Origin of the sequence: Chitinophaga niabensis, assembly GCF_900129465.1 — a bacterium.
In the GTDB taxonomy this organism is placed as follows: Bacteria; Bacteroidota; Bacteroidia; order Chitinophagales; family Chitinophagaceae; genus Chitinophaga; species Chitinophaga niabensis.
Window position 1 is genome coordinate 557,038 of record NZ_FSRA01000001.1, and the last position, 19,727, is coordinate 576,764.

Annotated in this window: 17 protein-coding genes; 5 read left to right on the forward strand and 12 right to left on the reverse strand. The window is 47.6% G+C overall.

Annotated elements, in window-relative coordinates; all coding sequences use genetic code 11:
- Positions 1–25 precede the first annotated feature (25 nt).
- Genes BUR42_RS02240 through ggt form a run of 5 tightly spaced genes read right to left on the reverse strand, consistent with a single transcriptional unit; the run spans position 26 to position 4,625 of the window.
- Entirely contained in the window at positions 26–883 is an 858-nt protein-coding gene (locus tag BUR42_RS02240) for a TraB/GumN family protein (RefSeq protein ID WP_074237535.1), read from the reverse strand.
- A 9-nt stretch (positions 884–892) separates the two neighbouring features.
- A complete protein-coding gene (locus BUR42_RS02245; protein ID WP_074237536.1) occupies positions 893–1,957 on the reverse strand; it encodes an aminotransferase class I/II-fold pyridoxal phosphate-dependent enzyme in 1,065 nt (354 codons plus the stop codon).
- 1 nt (position 1,958) lies between these two features.
- Positions 1,959–2,369 (reverse strand): hypothetical protein, encoded by a 411-nt coding sequence (locus BUR42_RS02250; RefSeq protein WP_143197306.1) that lies wholly within the window; start codon positions 2,367–2,369, stop codon positions 1,959–1,961.
- A complete protein-coding gene (locus BUR42_RS02255; RefSeq protein WP_074237538.1) occupies positions 2,366–2,902 on the reverse strand; it encodes a DUF1572 family protein in 537 nt (178 codons plus the stop codon). The genes BUR42_RS02250 and BUR42_RS02255 overlap by 4 nt, the downstream gene beginning before the upstream one ends.
- 28 nt (positions 2,903–2,930) lie before the next feature.
- Positions 2,931–4,625: a gamma-glutamyltransferase gene (ggt, locus tag BUR42_RS02260; RefSeq protein ID WP_074237539.1), complete on the reverse strand. Its 1,695-nt coding sequence runs from the start codon at positions 4,623–4,625 to the stop codon at positions 2,931–2,933.
- Positions 4,626–4,712: 87 nt separating this feature from the next.
- Between ggt and BUR42_RS02265 the strand changes: the two genes are divergently transcribed.
- The 5 genes from BUR42_RS02265 (at position 4,713) to BUR42_RS02285 (ending at position 12,659) form a co-directional block, all read left to right on the forward strand.
- On the forward strand, positions 4,713–7,214 hold the full coding sequence (locus BUR42_RS02265) for a M14 metallopeptidase family protein (protein ID WP_074237540.1): 2,502 nt from the start codon (positions 4,713–4,715) through the stop codon (positions 7,212–7,214).
- A gap of 69 nt (positions 7,215–7,283) precedes the next feature.
- Complete coding sequence (locus tag BUR42_RS02270; RefSeq protein ID WP_074237541.1) at positions 7,284–7,982, forward strand: basic secretory protein-like protein; 699 nt, start codon at positions 7,284–7,286, stop codon at positions 7,980–7,982.
- Positions 7,983–8,110: 128 nt separating this feature from the next.
- Positions 8,111–9,319, forward strand: a complete 1,209-nt coding sequence (locus BUR42_RS02275) for a sugar MFS transporter (protein ID WP_074237542.1) — start codon at positions 8,111–8,113, stop codon at positions 9,317–9,319.
- Between the two features lie 47 nt (positions 9,320–9,366).
- The gene (locus BUR42_RS02280; protein WP_074237543.1) at positions 9,367–10,686 is read left to right on the forward strand and encodes a PQQ-dependent sugar dehydrogenase; all 1,320 of its coding nucleotides are present in this window, start codon (positions 9,367–9,369) and stop codon (positions 10,684–10,686) included.
- Positions 10,687–10,697: 11 nt separating this feature from the next.
- On the forward strand, positions 10,698–12,659 hold the full coding sequence (locus BUR42_RS02285; protein WP_074237544.1) for a TonB-dependent receptor: 1,962 nt from the start codon (positions 10,698–10,700) through the stop codon (positions 12,657–12,659).
- A 66-nt stretch (positions 12,660–12,725) separates the two neighbouring features.
- Here the strand turns inward: BUR42_RS02285 and BUR42_RS02290 are convergent, their stop codons facing one another.
- From BUR42_RS02290 to BUR42_RS02320, 7 genes are all read right to left on the reverse strand, one after another.
- Positions 12,726–13,328 carry a thioredoxin family protein gene (locus BUR42_RS02290; RefSeq protein WP_074237545.1) on the reverse strand — a complete coding sequence of 201 codons (603 nt, stop codon included), beginning with the start codon at positions 13,326–13,328 and terminating at the stop codon, positions 12,726–12,728.
- 101 nt (positions 13,329–13,429) lie between these two features.
- Complete coding sequence (locus BUR42_RS02295) at positions 13,430–14,395, reverse strand: YihY/virulence factor BrkB family protein (protein WP_074237546.1); 966 nt, start codon at positions 14,393–14,395, stop codon at positions 13,430–13,432.
- A gap of 40 nt (positions 14,396–14,435) precedes the next feature.
- Positions 14,436–15,485, reverse strand: coding sequence for an endolytic transglycosylase MltG (gene mltG, locus BUR42_RS02300; protein ID WP_074237547.1), 1,050 nt, complete (start codon positions 15,483–15,485; stop codon positions 14,436–14,438).
- A gap of 100 nt (positions 15,486–15,585) precedes the next feature.
- Positions 15,586–15,945 carry a preprotein translocase subunit SecG gene (gene secG, locus BUR42_RS02305; RefSeq protein ID WP_074237548.1) on the reverse strand — a complete coding sequence of 120 codons (360 nt, stop codon included), beginning with the start codon at positions 15,943–15,945 and terminating at the stop codon, positions 15,586–15,588.
- Between the two features lie 8 nt (positions 15,946–15,953).
- Positions 15,954–17,873, reverse strand: a complete 1,920-nt coding sequence (locus tag BUR42_RS02310) for a hypothetical protein (protein ID WP_074237549.1) — start codon at positions 17,871–17,873, stop codon at positions 15,954–15,956.
- Positions 17,874–17,931: 58 nt separating this feature from the next.
- Positions 17,932–18,447: an LptE family protein gene (locus BUR42_RS02315; RefSeq protein WP_074240392.1), complete on the reverse strand. Its 516-nt coding sequence runs from the start codon at positions 18,445–18,447 to the stop codon at positions 17,932–17,934.
- A 19-nt stretch (positions 18,448–18,466) separates the two neighbouring features.
- Positions 18,467–19,714: a sigma-54 interaction domain-containing protein gene (locus BUR42_RS02320; protein WP_074237550.1), complete on the reverse strand. Its 1,248-nt coding sequence runs from the start codon at positions 19,712–19,714 to the stop codon at positions 18,467–18,469.
- Positions 19,715–19,727 lie beyond the last annotated feature (13 nt).

Here is a 19,727-nt window from a genome sequence, read left to right on the forward strand (position 1 = left end):
CTGTTTATGCAGTAATACGATCCTTTTACCTGAGTACCGGTTCCACGGTATAGCCCTGTTTGCGCAGTAATGCCACTACTCCCTGGTCTCCACCCAGGTGCATAGCACCGCAGGCAATGAGTGTGGTTTCTTTTGCGGCGGCTTTCTCTATTACCGGGATCCAGTTGCGGTTACGGTTATATACCATCACATCTTCAAATCCTGCCAGTTCTGGCGAGTCTTTCAGGTAGTCATGGATCTCCGTGATGTTCTGGCGTTTGTAAGCCCCAACAAGGCGTTTGAACAATGCCCGCTGCTTAGGCAGGTTATCGATGTAATCCATGATCATAATGCTTTCCGTACTGTCCGGAATAGCATCGAATATGGCTACCTGGTCTTCAATATTTTCCAGTCCCTCTATGGGTTTCTTCTGCTCCTGGGCCATTTTAATAAAGGTACCTTCATAAGAGGCCGGGTTGGGGCAATCCAGCGACTTCATCATCACGGAGGATAATAATATCATGGGCTTCATGGTCTTGAACATGGATACGTCCATTCCCACGCTGTCTTTAAAGTATCGGCTCAGCTTCTGGTAATCCGCTGGTTTGAACACATCCTGCAGGGAGTAGCCATCTGTTTTATCCTGCATGGATTCCATGAGCCTGGCCATCATGGCAGGGTCATCCATATCCATTTCAAGATAAATGGTCTTGGCCCGGCTGAAAGCTTCTTTTACATGTTCCGGGAGAAAGAAATCATCAGGGCAGATCATATGAATAGTGCCATACAGGTAAGAAGGCTGTTTAAGGCCTTTTCCTGAGATCTTATATAAAAGGGAGTGCTGCGCAAGAGCGGGTAACAGGAACAATGCTAAAACGACTGTGATAATGGTTCTTTTAAACATAATGATAAATTATACAGATGGATAAAACTGCGCCAGCTGGGTGGACAGGATGTTTAAGTCGGTATGGGTGTGCAGGGCAGAAAGGATAACGCGGTGTATCCGCTGCCCCAATGGGTCCGGGTAGGCAAAAGAAGAAATAAAAGTATCCCGGGAAAGCAGATAGGTATAAACGTTTTCTTTTTCTTTTTTGTCTTCCAGCACAAAAACGGGTAATTGGTGCGGGTGATGTATACCGGTGATGCCTGTATTTAATCGCTTGAATTCGATGATCAGGTCTTTTAATCTTTTGCGGGCAGTAGCATAAGCACCTGCAGCATGCAGGAATGTATAGGCGTAAGCAGGGATGATAGGTGTGCTGGCGGTAAAAAGCGGTAACCTGCGAATGGCCGCAATATCTGCCGCATGCCCTGCCACAAAACCGCCTTCGAGACTGAATGCCTTGGCCATAGAGGCTGTGATCATATAATGCAGGGCAGGGTTATCCGGTAGAATGCTGATGCTGCCTTCTCCTTTTTCTCCCAGGATGCCTGCGCCATGAGAATCGTCTATCAGCACCATTACTTTCTTCTCTATTTGCCGCAGGGCTTCAAAATCATTGATGGTAGCAGTTAAAGGGTTCACAGCATCTGAAACGATCACATACTGATCATCTGTTCCTTTGTTCACCATTTCCACCACGGTGGTGATCCAGTCGTTCCACTGGCCTGCAGGTACCAGCGCGCCGGGGTACTGCAAAGCAGGATGTGTGCCCGGGGCAAAGAGCACTTCTCCTTTTGTGGCTGCATAGGTAACTGCAGCCTGTGCTGCCAGGTATCCGGAAGAGAAACAAACGGCAGACTGCTGATGGAGTAAAACAGCCAGGGCATGCTCCACTTCTTCATACAGCTTTAACTGCAGGTTAGAGATGCGGGAAGACGGATATACGCTGCCAAAGCGGCCTATGCCTACTGCTAAAAGATCGCGGAAGGTATGGGAAGAATGCATGCCCAGGTAAGAGAAACCGGAGAAGTAAAGGCAGGTCCTGCCATCTACCAGGGCTGTTCTGCCGGGCGTGTTTTCTGTGATCTTGATCATGCTATTGTTTTCTCGTACGAAGGATGAAATGATAATCGCCGGACGCCACTTTCATGTCAAACAACTCATCGCTTAGCTTCACCACTTCCACCAGGTGTTCAGCATTACGGTCGCCATTGGCTGCCGTGATGGAAATGATGCTGCCATTGCTTAAAAGGTTATACCTGCCGGAATCAGGCTGGCCTGCAATGGTGGCAATGAAAAGCCCGTTGTCCAGGAACTGGTAATAAGCATCGCTGTAATACCCGTTCTTCAGGTCTTTTGCCTGTGTTACCTGTACAGCGTTGTAGCCATCCTTTGCGGGAATGGTTACATCGTATACTTTCCATTTTTTGTTTTTAAGCAGGGTATTGGTTTTGCCCGAACCGCAGGCCATTAAAACAATGGCGATGCCTGATAATAGATATTTCATTTGCCTGCGGCTTTTTCCTGGTTGAATTGCTGAGAGTTTCCTTTGGGAATAGAGAGGCTTTGCCATCCTTCTCCCTTTAATACTTTACCGATATAAACGATCTGGCCCACATGATAGGGATGATGCGCCAACTGGCGGTTGATGGCATCTATCACGGTGTGTGGTTCTGTTCTGATGTAAATGGTTTTTGCAAGGTCCGCTGCAGTCAGGCTGTTAATGGCCTGCATCATACAGTTCCAGCCTTTTTCCCAGGTAAGGAGCATTGCTGCTTTGGTGCCGTTGGGAGCATCGTCTTCAAACTCTGCGTCTCTTTGCCGCCAGGGTTTTTCTCCGTCTGAAGTGAGGAAGTCTGTAAAGCGGCTCAGCATATTGCCGCTCATATGTTTCACGATGATGTAAATATTGTTGGGCTCTCCGGCCGGCTGCCAGTGAATTTGTTCGTCTGTCAGTTGTGCAAAGGTTTTCTCTGCCAGTGCTTTATAGCCGAGTAAACGTTGCTTCACACTCTCCAGGTAAATATTTTCAGTATCCATATATACAATTTACGAATTCGTGGAATAATCAAAAGCCTGCTACACTGTCGTCTCCTCTTTTATCACCTACTGCTTCTATCTTTCCATTGGCATGGACCTTAATCAATTCTGTTCTGCCAATGGAGCCGCCTTTCACGATCTTGTATCCCATTTTCTCCAGCGCCTGTGCGGTACTGTCAGGGAAATCCCTTTCCACGGTTACCTGGTCCGGTAACCACTGGTGATGGAATTTTGGTGCATTTACGGAATGGCTGGCATCCAGTTTAAAAACGAGATCATTTAACAACGTCTGGAATACGGAAGTGATGATCGTGGAGCCACCCGGCGTGCCGGTGATCAGTATGGGTTTATTGTTTTTCAATACAATGGTAGGCGTCATGCAGCTGAGCATTTTTTTGCCCGGCGCAATAGCATTGGCTTCTGCGCCAACCAGTCCGTATAAGTTAGGTGTGCCTGGTTTAACGGAGAAGTCGTCCATTTCATTGTTGAGGATAAAACCGGCAGCCACTACGCGGCAACCGTAGCTGCCATTCAAAGTGGTGGTTACGGAAACGGCATTACCTTCTTTATCGATCACACAGAGGTGTGTGGTTTCTGTACTTTCCGGGGCTATATTGCCTGCGGAGATATTTTTACTCTCAGAAGCAATACCGGGTGTGAAGGATTGCATCCGTTCTTCTATATACTTTTTATCCGTGATCTTTTTTACAGGTACTTTCACAAAATCCTGATCTCCCAGGTATAAGGCCCGGTCTGCGTATGCTCTTCTTTCTGCCTCGATCATCACCTGTACACTCTTTGCGCTGTGAAAGCCCCATTCCTGCAAAGGATATTTTTCCACCATGCCCAGCATCTGCTGTATACCAATGCCGCCACTGCTGGGTAAAGGCATGGTAAGGATGTTGTATCCTGCGAAATCGAACAGGATGGGCTGACGTACTTTTGCGCGGTAGTTCTTCAGGTCGTTTGCGCTGATGATACCTCCTCCGCGTTTCATTTCAGCTACTATTTTTTCGGCGGTGGGTCCTTCATAAAAACCTTTCATGCCTTTGGCGGCGATCAGTTTTAAGGTATTGGCCAGCTCTTTCTGTACAAGGGTATCTCCCTTTTTCCAGGGCTCATTTTTCACGAAGGCAGTGGGCAGGGTATTCAGGCGGAGAAAATCTTCCCTTTTCCTGTTGAGGCCGGCAGCTTCTGCGGCGGTGATCACATAACCTTTCTCTGCCAGCAGGATGGCAGGTGCCAGCAGTTTTGCAAAAGGCAGGCGGGCATGTGCATGTGCGGCAAAGAGCCCTGCTACGGTGCCAGGGACCCCGGCGGCCAGATGCCCATCGAGGCTTTTACGGGTTTGTGCCTCACCGTTAGCATCCAGGTACATATCCCGGTGTGCTTTGCCGGGAGCTGTTTCGCGGTAATCAATGGAAATATTGCTGCCATTCTTCAAACGGGCCACCATAAAGCCGCCTCCGCCAAGGTTCCCTGCTTCGGGAAAAACTACGGCAAGGGCTAATTGTGTAGCGATAGCGGCATCCACGGCATTGCCACCCTGCTGCATGATCAGCACGCCTGCCTTACTTGCCAGCGGATGTGCGGATGCTACGGCCGCGCTGTTTATTTCCAGGTATTTATCGATGGAATAATTATAAGGGTTCAGCGTAACCTGCTGTGCCGCAAGGAGCAGGGGAGCCATAACGAAGGAACATAAGATGAAATACCGCTTCATGAACAGGTTTGTTTACACCGAAATTAGTACATATTGCCAAAAGAAATAGCAGCTAAACCTTATCTTAGCTATATACAACCCAAAGCTATGAGGCGCATTATTACGACTTTCTGCATACTATTTACGACACTATGCCAGGCATCTGCGCAAACCGCGCCTTCTCCCGCCACCTTCCTGCAATACCCCCTGGGCTCACATTTTACGCCCCATTTCAAAGTGGTGGAGTATTTCAAAGAAGTAGCCCGGAATGTGAATACCGTGAAACTGGAAACCTATGGGCAGACCTATGAAGGGCGGCCGCTGATCATGGCCATTGTAGCTTCTCCTGAAAACCTGGCCCGGCTGGAAGAGGTCCGCCAGCAGAACCTGGGACTGGTGGCGGGTGCAAACCCTGCTAACCAGCCTGTGATCGTATGGCTGAGCTATAATGTGCATGGCAACGAAGCCGTGTCTACAGAAGCAGCCATGAAAACATTATATGCGCTGATCAGTGAGCGTACAGACCTTTTAAAGAACACGATCGTTATCATAGATCCCTGCCTCAACCCTGATGGCCGGGAGCGCTATGTGAACTTCTATAATGCCATCCACAGCAAAGTGCCTGATGCCACCCCCTATGCAAGGGAACACTATGAACCCTGGCCCGGCGGACGCAGCAATCACTATTACTTTGACCTGAACCGCGACTGGGCCTGGCAGACACAAACAGAATCCCGTCAGCGGGTGTTGCAGTATAACCGCTGGATGCCGCAGGTACACGTGGATTTTCACGAGCAGGGGGTAGATGCGCCTTACTATTTTGCGCCTGCCGCCGAGCCCTTACACGATGCTGTTACCGCCTGGCAGCGTGAGTTCCAGGTGCAGATCGGGAAACACAACGCTACTTACTTTGATGCCAAAGGCTGGCTCTACTTCACAAAAGAACAATTCGATCTGTTCTATCCCAGTTACGGGGATACCTATCCCACCTACAACGGCTCTATTGGGATGACCTATGAACAAGGGGGCAGCGGAAGGGCAGGACTGGCCATTGCCACGCGCCAGGGAGATACCCTTACACTGCTGGACCGGATAGAACATCATTACACTACCGGTTTGGCCACCGTGGAAGTGTCTGCCGCCAATGCCGCAAAGCTGGTGAATGAATTTGCAGGCTACTTTGCAGCGGCGCGCAGTAAACCCTCCGGGGACTATAAGACCTATGTGATCAAAGCTGCAGGCAACCAGGAAAAATTATTATCCCTGGCAGAAACGCTGCGTAAAAATGAATTAATAGTAGGTTTTGCCACCGGCAATAGCAGTAGCAACGGATTCAACTACTTCACCAGCAAAACAGAGAATTTCAATATAGAAAAGGGCGACCTCGTGATCAGCGCTTTTCAGCCACGCTCCAACATGGTGCGTGTATTGTTTGAGCCGGTATCCCGCTTAACGGATTCTGTTACCTACGATATCACCGCATGGGCACTGCCATATGCATATGGTTTGCCGGCTTATGCACTGAAACAAAGAACAGAGCCTGCCACTTCTCCTGCGCCGGAAAAAGCAGCGGTGGCAGATGCCGGTACTGATAATGCTTATGCTTACCTGGCCCCCTGGAACAGTACGAAAGACCTTAAATTCCTGGTAGCGTTGCTGAACAGGAATATTAAAGTGCGTTATTCAGAAAAGCCTTTCACGATTGCTGATAAAACATATCCCGCCGGTACGCTGGTGATCACAAAAGCAGGTAATGCAGGGCTGGATGTTATTCCTGCACTGGCCGCCAAAATGGAAATATCGCTGATCAAAGTGCCTACAGGTTTTGTGGATAAAGGGGCGGATTTTGGTTCTGACAAGATCCGTTTTATCCGTAAACCCAAAGTGGCAGTAATGGCAGGGGATGGCGTATCCTCACTGGGCATGGGGGAGATCTGGCATTTCTTTGAGCAGCAGATCGGTTACCCTGTTACAGTGCTGAATACCGCCAGTTTGTACGGTGTGAACTGGAAGGAGCTGGATGTACTGATCCTCCCGGATGGGCACTATGCCGCACTCAATGATAAAGTAATGTCGGAGCGGCTGAAAGACTGGGTGTCCGGCGGTGGTAAACTCATTGCAGTGGAAGATGCCGTGTCTCAGTTAGCCCAGGGGGAATGGGGCTTTAAACTGAAAAAGGAAGAAGAAGACAAGGATAAGAAAGACGGCAATAAAAAGGACCCTTATGTTCCTTTAAGATCTTATGGTAACCGCGAGCGGGAAAGTGTTACCCAATTCATTCCCGGCGCTATTTACAAGGTGCATATGGATAATACCCATCCTTTGGCCTTCGGTTACCCGGAGTACTATTATACCCTCAAACAAAGTGATAAACTGGTGGAATTCATTGAGTCAGACGGATGGAATGTGGGCGTATTGAAGAAGGATGATTATATCACCGGCTTTGTTGGCGCACAAACAAAACTGAAACTAAAGGATGGTTTGCTGTTTGGTGTGAAGGAAATGGGTTCCGGAGAACTGGTGCTGCTGACAGATAATCCCCTGTTCAGGAGTTTCTGGGAAAATGGTAAGCTGTTGTTCGGGAATGCAGTGTTTATGGTGGGGCAATAGGGTGCAAAACCGATTTAGTTAAAGGTTTCATTTGTTTTTTTATAGATTTGTATCAAATCCCTTTAAAACATGAAATTCCCTTTAGCTTTAACCGCCGCACTCATACTTGCTGTATCTGCTTCGGCAAAAAGTGATTCAACCATTCTTACAAAAACGGTAACACCTGAAGGTGCTGTCATCTATACTAAAAATGGCCTGACACTTACCCTGAATAATAAGTCCACCACTTTTGATACCGTGGTATTACGCCAGCGGTTAGTGAACACCTTCTTTTCTGTTTACCCGGTATTGCTGAGCACATTTAATCCTGATGCAACCAAACATGTAGTGTTTAATGTGGACTCTGCTTATGACGGGGTTGCCTATGCGTCAAGAGGCCAGATCACTTTCAATCCTGCCTGGTTTGTAAAACATCCGGATGATATTGATGTGGTTACGCATGAAACCATGCACCTGGTACAGGCTTATACCGGCAGGTCGCCGGGATGGCTTACAGAAGGCATCGCAGATTATGTACGTTTTAAGTTTGGTGTGGAGAATATAGGATGGGCATTACCGGCATTTAAAGAAACACATAAGTATACAGATGCTTACCGTGTTACGGCGAGGTTCCTGGCATGGCTGGAAGCACATGTGCGCAATGGTATTGTAGTGGAACTGAATACGGCACTACGTACTAAAACCTATACCGCTGATACCTGGGCGGTACTCACCAAAAAAACTTTAGATGAGCTATGGGCTGATTATGCTAAAAATCCCGCTCTTTAGCATATCATCCAGCAACGTTTTCCGCAGATTGTGCTAAGAAAAGTGCTGTTGCCGCAGGGCAGGCAGCACTTTTTTTTGCTTGCAGCATCTGGAATTATGCTGTATATTCTGGCCCGAAAACCGCTATAATGAATTCACAACCACGTTTCACAGAAAAAAGCTACCTCGTTATCTTTGCATTTGTTACTTCGCTCTTCCTGTTATGGGGGCTTGCCCATTCCATGAGCGATGTATTGAATAAACACTTTCAGACCGTACTAAGCGTTACTAAATCACAATCCGGCCTTATCCAGCTTTCCGTATTCGGAGCATATGCCGTAATGAGCATCCCCGCGGGCATGTTCATGAAAAGGTTTGGTTATAAAGCAGGTGTATTACTGGGCTTGTCTTTATTTGCTACCGGTACTTTCCTCTTTGTGCCGGCAGCTACGGAAAATTCTTTTGGTTACTTCCGCTTTGCATTATTCATCATGGGCTGCGGAATGGCCACACTGGAAACAGTGGCACATCCTTTCATTGCTGCATTAGGTGATCAGCGTACGAGCGACAGGCGGATCAACTTCTCCCAGTCGTTCAATGCACTGGGTACAGTGATAGGGCCTTTGCTGGGCAGTTACTTCCTGCTGCGTGCCACCGGCGAGCAACATGATCTTTCAGCAGTGAGGAGTTTATATGTGGGCATTGGTCTTGTGATTGCCGCGGTGGCCATCTCTTTTTCATTTGTGAAAGTGCCCGCGCTGGCTGATCCCCACGAAGGAGATGTGCTGGAAGGCGGCATCCCGGGTAAACCATTGTTCGGGCATCGCCATTTTGTATGGGCGGTAGTGGCGCAGTTCTTTAATGTAGCTGCACAGGGCGGAACATGGGCTTTCTTTATCAATTATGGTCATGAAGTGATGGGCTTTTCTGATGAAAAGGCAGGTAACTTAATGGCATTGTTCATGGCCATGATGGTATTGGGCCGTTTTGTGGGTACCTACCTGATGAAATTTATTGCACCGAATAAATTACTGGCCACTTTTGCCACAGGCAGCATACTGATGTGCATCATTGTGGCACAGGGATGGGGCTGGACCTCCTACATCGCACTGCTGATGATCAACTTCTTTTTTAGTATCATGTTCCCCACTATCTTCAGTCTTGGATTGAAGAGCCTGGGAGGCCATACGCAACGGGCAGCTTCATTTATCACCATGGGTGTGGTAGGCGGAGCGTTCTTTCCATTGCTGATGGGGATGGTGGCTAACCACAACGTAGCGCAATCTTATTACTTACCGATCATCTGTTACCTGGTTATTTTCCTCTTCGGTTATAAACTGTATAAAGTAAGGGCTTAATGTATTGGCAGAGTAATTGATACCCGGTATCATAAATACCTGTCTTTATGAAGAACACATACCTGATTGCAACTGTCTGCATAGCATTCGCTGCATGCAATGGCGCACAAAGGATGCCTTCCAGTAATGATTCTTTGAATGCGCAAGCCAATACACCACCGGCAGACTCCCTTCCGGCACCGGATACAGCCAGTTCTGTAAGGAACTTCAGTAAAGTAATTGGCTGGAAGAACGGCAAAATGCCGCAGGCGCCTGCGGGGTTTGTGGTCAGCAAATTTGCAGATAGCCTGGAGAATCCCCGCTGGATCTATGTTGCACCCAATGGAGACATCTTTGTGTCTGAAGCCAATGCCAAAAAGAAATTTGTGCAGAAAGTAGGAGAGGCCGTAGTTGGGAAAGCAAAGTCCGGCAATACAGAAAACAGTGCGGACAGGATCACGCTGTTCCGCGACACGGATAAAGACGGGCGTTACGATGCCCGGTATGTTTTCCTGGAGAAGCTGAATCAGCCGTTCGGGATGCTTGTAATGGGTGCTCATTTTTATGTGGGCAACACGGATGGTGTAATGCAGTTCCCTTACGGGGAAGGCCAAACGAAGATCAGCGCTAAAGGCCGGAAAATACTGGACCTTCCCGCAGGCGGCTATAACAATCACTGGACGCGTAATCTCATTGCTTCGCCGGATGGATCAAAGATCTTTGTATCAGTGGGCTCCGGCAGTAATGTGGCTGAACATGGTATGGAAAACGAAACCCGCCGTGCCTGCATATTAGCGATCAGCCCGGACGGCAGCAGCCAGAGCGTATATGCCAGTGGGCTCCGTAATCCTGTTGGAATGGGCTTTCCGCAAGGTTCTTCCACTTTATGGACTGTAGTGAATGAAAGAGATGAACTGGGGGATGAGCTGGTGCCTGATTACCTCACCAGTGTAAAGGAAGGTGCATTTTATGGATGGCCTTATGCTTACATGGGGCAGCATGAGGACCCAAGGCTGAAAGGGCAAAACCCGGAAATGGTGCAGAAGTCTGTAGCACCTGATTATCCGTTAGGGGCGCATACCGCCTCATTAGGGCTCGCTTTTTACAGCGGCGGGTCTTTCCCTTCCAGTTTCAATAAAGGGGCTTTTATAGGGCAGCATGGTTCCTGGAACCGCTCTGTACTATCAGGATATAAAGTGATTTATGTACCTTTCGAAAATGGTAAACCAGCTGGCAGTGCTGTTGATTTCTTAACAGGGTTTATTGCAGACCTTGAGAAGAATGAAGTGTACGGAAGGCCGGTAGGAGTTGCCATTGCAGGAGATGGCGCCGTTCTGGTAGCGGATGATGCATCCAATACTATCTGGCGCGTGGCACCAAATAAATAGCTGTACACATAATGAGGAATAAATTCCATATACCTGTTTGCCTGCTGTTGTTTGTTCCCTTTGCGGTACATGCACAGCAGGATACTTTGCCTGAAGTGGTAGTGCGTTCCTATCTTTCGAAAGAATCCCTCATTAGGATACCTACTGCCACCAGTATTTTAAGCGGTACACAGTTGCAGCAGCAGCAAGGATATTCACTTGTTCCTGCATTTAACACCGTACCGGGTATCCGTATGGAAGAGCGGTCTCCCGGCAGTTACCGCCTTTCTATGCGCGGAAGTTTACTGCGTTCTACCTTCGGTATCCGCAATATTAAAATATACATGGATGAAATACCGCTGACAGATGCCGGCGGTAACGCTTATCTCAACCTGCTGGACCCCGGAGCAATAACAGATGCAGAAGTATTAAAAGGGCCGGATGGCAGCCTTTTTGGCGCTAACTCAGGGGGAGTGATCAGGCTGGGTGTTTTTGATCCACCGGGGGATAGTTCCCTGCGTATCAGGCTGCAGGGAGGCAGTTATGGTTTGTTCCATTCATCTGCCGGTTACAGCAAACAGCTGGATAACTATCGCCTGCAGCTTTTTATGGGATACCAGCGTGCAGATGGATATCGCCAGAACAGTGCGTTGAAAAGGACCTATGCCCAAACTGCACAGCAATGGGAATACAGGCCGGGTTACAATTTAAAGCTCCTGGCTTTTTATACGGATATGGCTTACCGTACACCTGGCGGCCTTACGCTGGACCAAAGCAATGCCAATCCCCGTGCTGCAAGAGCACAGGCCCTCACACAAAAGGCAGCTATTTATAACCGTACATTCCAGGGAGGCCTGGTACATGAAGCACGGTTTTCTGCAAGATGGAAACATACCATTGCCGTATTCGGTGCAAACACCCATTTTGAAAATCCTTTCATCACCAATTATGAAGCGCGGGATGAAAACACCGCAGGCTTCCGCACATTCCTGGAATGGCAGAACGCGGATCGTCCTTTCCGCCTTAAGTTCAATGTGGGGATGGAATGGCAGCAGACCGGCTCAGATATTGCCAACTATGGCAACCGGCAGGGCGTAAGGGATACCTTGCAGGTGAGGGACAATATTCATGCAGGTCAGCATTTTTACTTTGCGCGTTTTTCTGTACAATCCGCCCGCAGCCTGCTGGAAGGTGCAGCCAGCATAAACTATTATCACTTTGTATTTGACCGTAACGGGCGCACAAGCGTGGAGTTTTCTCCTGTACTCATGCCCCGGTTATCTTATTCCTATAAACTGGAAGACGATCTGTCGCTACGTGTAACCCTGAGCCGTGGCTATTCTCCGCCTGCGGTAGCAGAAGTGCGTGCATCGAATAATGTATTCAATACTTCCCTGCGCCCGGAAACAGGATGGAACTATGAAACGGGATTGCGTTTCCTGCCCCGGGCAGGGCGTTACATGCTGGATGTGGCATTATTTCATTACCGCATGCAAAATGCCATTGTGAGAAAACTGGATACCCAGGGAGAGGAGTTTTTCGATAATGCCGGCGGAACAAGGCAAACAGGGCTGGAAGTACAAGGTTCCCTTTGGCTGGGACATAAGGTGGAAGTACGCACCGCTTATACTTTAAGTCTTTTTAAATTTGAAAATTATAAAGACTATTCCGGTAATAAAATGACCGGCGTTCCGCAGCATGTGGTAGTGAGCAGCGTAGTATGGCATTTGCCATATGCTTTCTCCCTCTTTGCACAACACAATTTTACAGGCAGTATTCCTTTGGACGATGCCAACAGCATCTACGCAAGATCCTATCATCTTGTGCAGGGGAAAATAAGCTGGCAGCGCTCCCGCATCACTTTACAGGGAGGCGTGGATAACCTGTTGAATGTACGGTACAGCCTGGGGAATGATCTGAATGCGCTGGGCGGCCGGTATTTTAATCCGGCACCCGGCAGAAATTATTTTGCCACGGCATTGTTCAGGATCTGAGATGCATAAACCGGTGCCCGGCAGGAATTACTTACACCATGTAATTCACCATGGAAGAAGGTAAACCTACATTTTCCTTTTGATCCCGCAGCCAACGGAAGCACTGGAAGTTACTTCCACCGCTTTGCCTGTAAGTATGGCATTCATGGCATTATGAAGGTACTTCTGGGATACATCTGCAGCGCTGCCGGGATTATCATCAATAGCACCTTTATAGACCAATACAGCGTCTTTATTGAATAAATAACATTCAGGCGTACGGTCTGCTGCAAAAGCATCCGCTATTTCGTTGTTCTTATCTACCGTGTAATACCAGGCGTAACTTTGTTTTTTGGCATAGCTCTGCATGGCTGCATAGGAATCCCCGCCATCACGTTCCGCTTCATTGGAATTGATCAGGATCACCCCGATGTTATTCTTCAGCGCGAAGTGGCAGATCTCGCGTGTGCGTTCCTGGTTGCGTGCTACATAAGGGCATGTATTGCAGCTAAACATCACCAGTAATCCATTGCTTTTTTTTGCATCGTTCAGTGAGATCTCTTTACCGGTAACATCTTTCATTTTGATGTCCGGTTTCGGCATTTTGGAGCCGACTTCCAGTGCATCCGGTAAACGGAATGCAGCCAGCCATACAGTAGCAACAAGCAGTAAAACGAATTGCTTTTTCATAGGCTCAATTTTTAGGTCCGTATGTAAATTAAGCTATTTTATACGCATTTAAAAGCCGTTCATCATGAATTAGATATTTTCAAACGGACTTGTTTAAATTGTCATGAAAGGCCTTGTACTTCAGGGTTTTCAGCCGTACGTTCACTGGCTATTTCCCTTAATGTGCTGATGCTTGTATTCAATTCAAAACCAATGAGAAGGATGAATGAATTGAAGTAAACTACTAACATGATCACCAGGATAGTTCCGATGGAACCATAGATCTTATTGTATTGCGCAAAATTGGTGACGTAGAAAGAAAATCCTAATGTTACCACTATCATGGAAATAGTGGCAAAAGTTGAGCCGGCAGAGATGAATTTCCATTTTTTCTTAGTGGCTGGTCCAAAACGATAGATCACGGAAATGATGGAAAAGAACAACAACACGATCAGTGTCCATCTTACCAGACCAATAATGAACTGGGAGAAAGAATCACGGATGTTCAATTCCTGCATGATCAGTTTTAAGATAGCACCCTGTGTGATGATCAGCGCAACAGTGACCAGTAAAAGCAACACCAGGAAGATGGTTAGTTTTAATGCAGTAAGGCGCGTTTGCCACCAGGCACGCTGGTTAAAACCGGGCAGCATTTTATCAAAAGAATTCAGCATCCCCATCACACCGTTGGAAGAATAATAGAAGCTGAGGATGAATGAAAAAGACAATAAAGTATTCCGCTGCGTATAGAGGAAATCATGGATCATATCCCTCACTATAATATAACTGCTATAGTTAGGTGTGAGAGATTCTGCAAGATCATACAACGTTGGTTCTATATTCTGCAAAGGAATATAAGGAACGAGGGTAAGTATAAAAATGAAGAAAGGAGGAATAGCCAGCAGGAAGTTGAAAGACATGGCTGCAGCCCGTTCTGCCAGGCTTTCCCGCGCAGTTTCTTTCAGGAAAAAGACGATGACATCATATAAGGGTATCCTGTCGAATCCGGGCAACACCAGGCTTTTACTTTTCCTGATCACCCAGCTTACAGGTTTCGAATCAAGTATTAATTTTTCAATGTCGATCATCAGGGCATTGTTGAACCGGGGTAAAAGTACTGAAAGTTGCTTACTTTATTCCCCTTGCATTCAATGCTTTCTGATAAGCTCTCGCATTATCCATGTGATCTTTGTAATTGGTAGCAAACGCATGATAGCCGCTGAAATCCCATTTTGCGCAGAAGTAGAGATAATCAGACACTACAGGCGTTAATACGGCGTCTATCGACCTGGCAGAGGGTGTGCAGATAGGGCCGGGAGGCAGGCCGCTATAACGGTATGTGTTATACGGAGAATCAAATTCTGTATGAGCGCCCCAGATCCTTTTTAAAGCAAAGTTCTTTAATGCAAATTTAACGGTGGGGTCGGCTCCCAGTTTCATGCCAGTACGTAAACGGTTCAGATATACGCTGGCAATAACAGGTTTTTCATCGTTCTTATTGGTTTCTTCTTCTACAATGGAAGCGAGTGTAGTAACCTCTGCAGGGCTTAATCCTAAAGCCTGCGCTTTGGCTTTGCGGCTTTCATTCCAGAAAATATTATAAGCGCTTTCCAGTTTGTCAAATACTTTACCGGCACTGGTGTTCCAGTAGAATTCATAAGTATTGGGCATAACGGCACACATCACGGTATTGGTATCCAGGCCAAACTGCCGGAGGTATACCTGGTCTTCTAAGATGGCTTTAAGGCTGGCAGAATCTGCTTCCAGGTTGCCGGCAACAAGCCGGATGAAATCTTCTTTCAGGCGCAGTTTATTGATCACCAGTTTTACAGGAGATTGCCTGCCTGAACGCAGCATGCGGATGATCTCCAGGTTACTCATTCCTTTCTTTATCTCATACCGGCCTGCTTTTACGCGGGCAGGATAATCCAGTCTTTTTGCCACGAGGTTGAAAGTGGCAGGAGAGCTGATAATACCTTGTTCCTGTAACCCTTCCAGTACATTCTGGTAATTGCTGCCGGTGGGGATGTAGAAGTATTTTTTATCGCCAAAGGAGCGGGTATTGGGGCCCATCAGCAGATAGGCGGCAAATACCAAAGCACCGGCCAGCAGACAGCCGATAACTACCGCGGTGCGGCGGATCCAGGGAGAGCGGTTATTCTTTACTTTGTTCTTCATGAATAAGATAGGGTATGGATATGATCATTCACACATGCGCACAAAAAACCCCGCTTTTAACGGCGAGGTTCCTGTAAATATTATGATTTGTATAATATTATTAGTTTGTCTTGGCCGGTGTTGTTGGCTGTGTTGGCTGCGGCAAAGGTGCTGTGTTTGATGGAGCGGGTACAGGAGCCGGAGCGCCTGCAGATTGCTCAATGGTGCTTTTGCCTTTTTGAATGGAACCAGCGCCTTTATTGACAAACATAGCGGAAGTGAGGCAGAGGATAGCGATGGCAGATGCCAGGATCCAGGTACCTTTTTCGAGAACGTCAGTGGTCTGACGCACGCCCATCACCTGGTTACCGAAACCGCCAAAAGAACCGGACAAGCCGCCGCCTTTGGGATTCTGTACCAGCACGAAGAAGCCCAGCAAAACACAGGCTACTACGATCAATATTCCAAAGAAAATCAACATATTCGTTGCTATTTATTGTTGTCTGTTAGTAATTGTAATTCTTTGATCTTTTGCGCAAAATAAGCGTTTTTGTCGGGATTAAGCAAACTTAATTTTTGGTATACCACGATCGCTTTTGCGTGCTGGTGCTGGCGTACCCAGATCTCAGCCAGTGTTTCAGAGACGATATCGTCGTTCAGGGTAATGGACTCCATGGCCATTTTTTCCACTCTTTCAGATACTTCCGGCTCATCGTCTTCATACAAACGGTGCATTTGCTGGTGATACCAGTCTTTTGTAGCTTTTCCTGCTATAAAGTTATCTTTCAGCTCCCGCAGCCAGTCTGTGAAGCTTCTCATTTCAGCCTGTGCTTTGTCGTTCATCATTTCTGCAGTATTCGGATCTTTCAGCTTTTTATAGGCAAAATAGTCTTCTGTATATAGTGGCTGGAAGGTGAGAACGGTCTCTTCTTCCGGTGTGTCTATCGGGTGGATGCGGATGGGGCCTTCTTCTCCGGTGCTTTCTTCAGCTGTATCATCCTCATCATCCGATATAATTGTTTGTTTATCAGTTGTTTCTGCGGCGGCAGGGATGGAGATGCCGGGGGCCGGTTGAGTGGTTTGAGCGGCTACAACGATGTCTTCTTCTTCTATTTCAGGCTCGTATTGAGGTATTTCTTCTTTTAATGCCTCATAATCAATGGCTACTATTTCATCCGGCGCGTCTGAGGTCCTTTCTGCTTCGAAGGCTTTTTCTTCTTTTATAGCTTCGTAATCAATGGCTACAACTTCATCCGGTTCGTTTGAAGTTCTTGCTTCTTCGAAGGCTTTTTCTGCTGTAATGGCTTCGTAATCAATGGCTACGATCTCGTCTGGTTCCTCTGCGGCAGGGGGGAGGGTTTCTTCTTCAGCAGTAAGTTGTTCTGCGGCAGTGATGGCTTCCTCGGTTTCCACTTCCGCAGCGGGGGAAAGTGTTTCCTCTGTTGCGGGGGGGGCTTCAGCAGGGATTACTTCTTCAGTTGCAGGTTCTTCTGCAGTGATGGCTTCTGCGGTCTCCACTTCCGCGGCAGGGGAAAGTGTTTCCTCTGTTGCGGGGGGGGCTTCAGCAGGGATTACTTCTTCAGTTGCAGGTTCTTCTGCAGTGATGGCTTCTGCGGTCTCCACTTCCGCGGCAGGGGAAAGTGTTTCCTCTGTTGCGGGGTGTTCTTCAGCAGGGATTACTTCTTCCGCTACTGGTTCTTCTTCAGTGGCGATTGCTGTTGTGGTTTCCTCTTCTGAGAGTGTTTCTTCAGCTGAAGGGGCTTCTGTAGCGGTAACTGCTGCTTCTGCCAGCGATTCCTCTTCAGTGGCTATTTCTTCTTCTGCTGTAAGTTTTTCTTCTGCAGTTATTTCTTCTTGCTCTATAAGTTCTTCTTCTGCAATTATCGTTTCTTTATTTTCAAGTACCGGTTCTTCTTCGGTAAACTCATCTTCAATAACCAGTTCTTCATCCAGTGTTGACAGATCATCTACTTCATCTTCCGCAATTAATTTCTGTTCAATAACCGGGTTTGCCTGCTGAGCCTGTTGAGCAGCCAATGCAGCATTAGCCCTGTCTTCTGCTTCTATTTCATCCAGTATCTGCTGGTCTTCTGCAGAGATGGCATCTTCGGTTTCTTCTATATCAATAGCCGGAGGAATGGGCATTTCTGCTATTACCGGTGCTTCTTCAAAGAGGGCGATATCTGTGAGTAACTGATGTAAATGTTGCGGATTGCTGCTGTAAAGCTGGGCTTTTTTCAGCGTGGGGGCCGTCAGATCAGGACGTTGAATGTATTGTTTCTGCGCCAGCAACAGGCGTGCAGCCGCAAAATAAGGATATGTTTCTACCAGCCGTTCCAGTTCAGCCTGGTCCACGTGCCGGATATCCGGTTGGTTAAAAATATGGTGAATGATCCTGTTAGCGGTCATGGGTGCTAAAATATGAAAATAAAACTTAAATCAAATAGCAGCGCGGCGATATCCGCTATTACCAGTTTGCAAATGCCCTGTTAAAAACATCATCCACAAGGTTCGGTACAATTTCTTCCAGCAGGCGGGGCTCTACTTCAGTGACAGTTTTACCGGCATCGAAATCCGCAGAGCGGGAGAAGGACTGGCTCGTAAATCCTTTTTTATCTCCGATCCTTTTAATGAAAGTAATATTAATTGTAATGGTCAAACGGGCAGAAGCAGGCTTGTCCACATCCGTTACCGCGGCATTCGAAACAGAATACCCGGTGATAGTGCCTTTGAATTCATAATCCGCATTCTGATCATTTGTTTGCGTCAGGCGGGTTTGTGCCAGGATCTTTGTCCGCAGCTTTTCCGTTACCTTCTGGCTTAATTGCGGGTTATTCTGCGGGGCGCGGTTTTCTATAAAACGTACCAATACCGTTTTCGCCTCGGGATCAATACTGGCACCATTGGCCGAGTATTTTATAGAACATCCCCCCAAAATCAGCCACAGGCTTATGCTTACAAGAAATGAAATCGTTCTGACCATAGGTTGGCGGATAGCGTATTTATTCATTAATATTATATTCCTTCAGTTTTCTGTACAAAGTCCGTTCCGAAATTCCGAGGTCGAGCGCGGCATCTTTACGTTTTCCTTTGTGTTTCTTCAGCGCTTTTTCGATCAGCTCTTTCTCTTTATCTGCTATAGAGAGGGTTTCTTCCACTTCTTCATGATGATCTATTTTGCTGCTGTCCTGGATAATGTAAGGCTGCGGGTTGGAAATGATTCCGGCAGGAGCGGTCTGTGGTTCAGGTTGCTTGAAGTTATGCATTACATTTTCTTCCGGGAACACACCGGCATGCGCCATGGAAGGATTTTGCAGGATATCGAAGAACATTTTCTTCAATTCCGTTACATCCTTTTTCATGTCAAAGAAGAGTTTATAAAGGATGTCCCTTTCACTGTTGAAGTCGCCACCGGTACTGCCGCCGTTGTGATTCGGGGCAAGCATGGGCAGGCGGTTGGTCACCTGCGGCTCTGGCAGGAACCTGCGCAGTTCCGCGGCACTCACGTGTTTATCTGTTGCCAGTACGGAGATCTGTTCCGCGATATTCTTTAATTCCCGTACGTTACCGGGCCAGGGGTAATTGGTGATCATGTCCCGCGCTTCATCGTCCAGCTGGATGGAAGTGGTTTTGTAACGTTCTGCAAAGTCCACGCAGAACTTGCGGAAGAGCATAGCGATATCTTCTTTCCTGTCGCGCAGGGAAGGAACCCGGATGGGTACCGTGTTCAAACGGTAATACAGGTCTTCCCGGAACTTACCCTGCTGGGTGCTTTCCAGGAGATCGCGGTTGGTTGCTGCGATCACGCGAACATCTGTTTTTTGTACTTTGGAAGAACCTACGCGGATGTATTCGCCGGCTTCCAATACTCTTAAGAGACGGGCCTGGGTGCCCAGCGGCATTTCACCTATTTCGTCCAGGAAAATGGTACCGCCGTTTACGGTTTCGAAATATCCTTTACGGTTATCAACGGCCCCGGTGAATGATCCTTTTTCGTGACCAAATAACTCAGAATCTATTGTTCCTTCAGGGATGGCGCCGCAGTTCACGGCAATAAAAGGGTTGTGTTTGCGGGCGCTCAGGGTATGGATGATCTGTGAAAATACTTCCTTTCCCACACCGCTTTCCCCGGAGATCAGCACCGTAAGGTCGGTGTTGGACACCTGGGCGGCTACCTGCAGGGCATAGTTCAATGCCTGCGAATTGCCGATGATGCCGAAGCGGTTCTTTATACTTTGAATGTTGTCCATCTGTTTTGTAATT

Excerpts from the sequence above, each read along its gene's own strand:
- BUR42_RS02255 (WP_074237538.1), bottom strand. The coding sequence starts at position 2,902 with ATGGATACTGAAAATATTTACCTGGAGAGTGTGAAGCAACGTTTACTC.
- BUR42_RS02275 (WP_074237542.1), top strand. The coding sequence starts at position 8,111 with ATGAATTCACAACCACGTTTCACAGAAAAAAGCTACCTCGTTATCTTT.
- BUR42_RS02320 (WP_074237550.1), bottom strand. The coding sequence starts at position 19,714 with ATGGACAACATTCAAAGTATAAAGAACCGCTTCGGCATCATCGGCAAT.
- BUR42_RS02315 (WP_074240392.1), bottom strand. The coding sequence starts at position 18,447 with ATGGTCAGAACGATTTCATTTCTTGTAAGCATAAGCCTGTGGCTGATT.
- BUR42_RS02295 (WP_074237546.1), bottom strand. The coding sequence starts at position 14,395 with ATGATCGACATTGAAAAATTAATACTTGATTCGAAACCTGTAAGCTGG.
- BUR42_RS02245 (WP_074237536.1), bottom strand. The coding sequence starts at position 1,957 with ATGATCAAGATCACAGAAAACACGCCCGGCAGAACAGCCCTGGTAGAT.
- BUR42_RS02310 (WP_074237549.1), bottom strand. The coding sequence starts at position 17,873 with ATGACCGCTAACAGGATCATTCACCATATTTTTAACCAACCGGATATC.
- mltG (WP_074237547.1), bottom strand. The coding sequence starts at position 15,485 with ATGAAGAACAAAGTAAAGAATAACCGCTCTCCCTGGATCCGCCGCACC.
- ggt (WP_074237539.1), bottom strand. The coding sequence starts at position 4,625 with ATGAAGCGGTATTTCATCTTATGTTCCTTCGTTATGGCTCCCCTGCTC.
- BUR42_RS02285 (WP_074237544.1), top strand. The coding sequence starts at position 10,698 with ATGAGGAATAAATTCCATATACCTGTTTGCCTGCTGTTGTTTGTTCCC.
- BUR42_RS02250 (WP_143197306.1), bottom strand. The coding sequence starts at position 2,369 with ATGAAATATCTATTATCAGGCATCGCCATTGTTTTAATGGCCTGCGGT.
- BUR42_RS02270 (WP_074237541.1), top strand. The coding sequence starts at position 7,284 with ATGAAATTCCCTTTAGCTTTAACCGCCGCACTCATACTTGCTGTATCT.
- BUR42_RS02290 (WP_074237545.1), bottom strand. The coding sequence starts at position 13,328 with ATGAAAAAGCAATTCGTTTTACTGCTTGTTGCTACTGTATGGCTGGCT.
- BUR42_RS02280 (WP_074237543.1), top strand. The coding sequence starts at position 9,367 with ATGAAGAACACATACCTGATTGCAACTGTCTGCATAGCATTCGCTGCA.
- BUR42_RS02240 (WP_074237535.1), bottom strand. The coding sequence starts at position 883 with ATGTTTAAAAGAACCATTATCACAGTCGTTTTAGCATTGTTCCTGTTA.
- secG (WP_074237548.1), bottom strand. The coding sequence starts at position 15,945 with ATGTTGATTTTCTTTGGAATATTGATCGTAGTAGCCTGTGTTTTGCTG.
- BUR42_RS02265 (WP_074237540.1), top strand. The coding sequence starts at position 4,713 with ATGAGGCGCATTATTACGACTTTCTGCATACTATTTACGACACTATGC.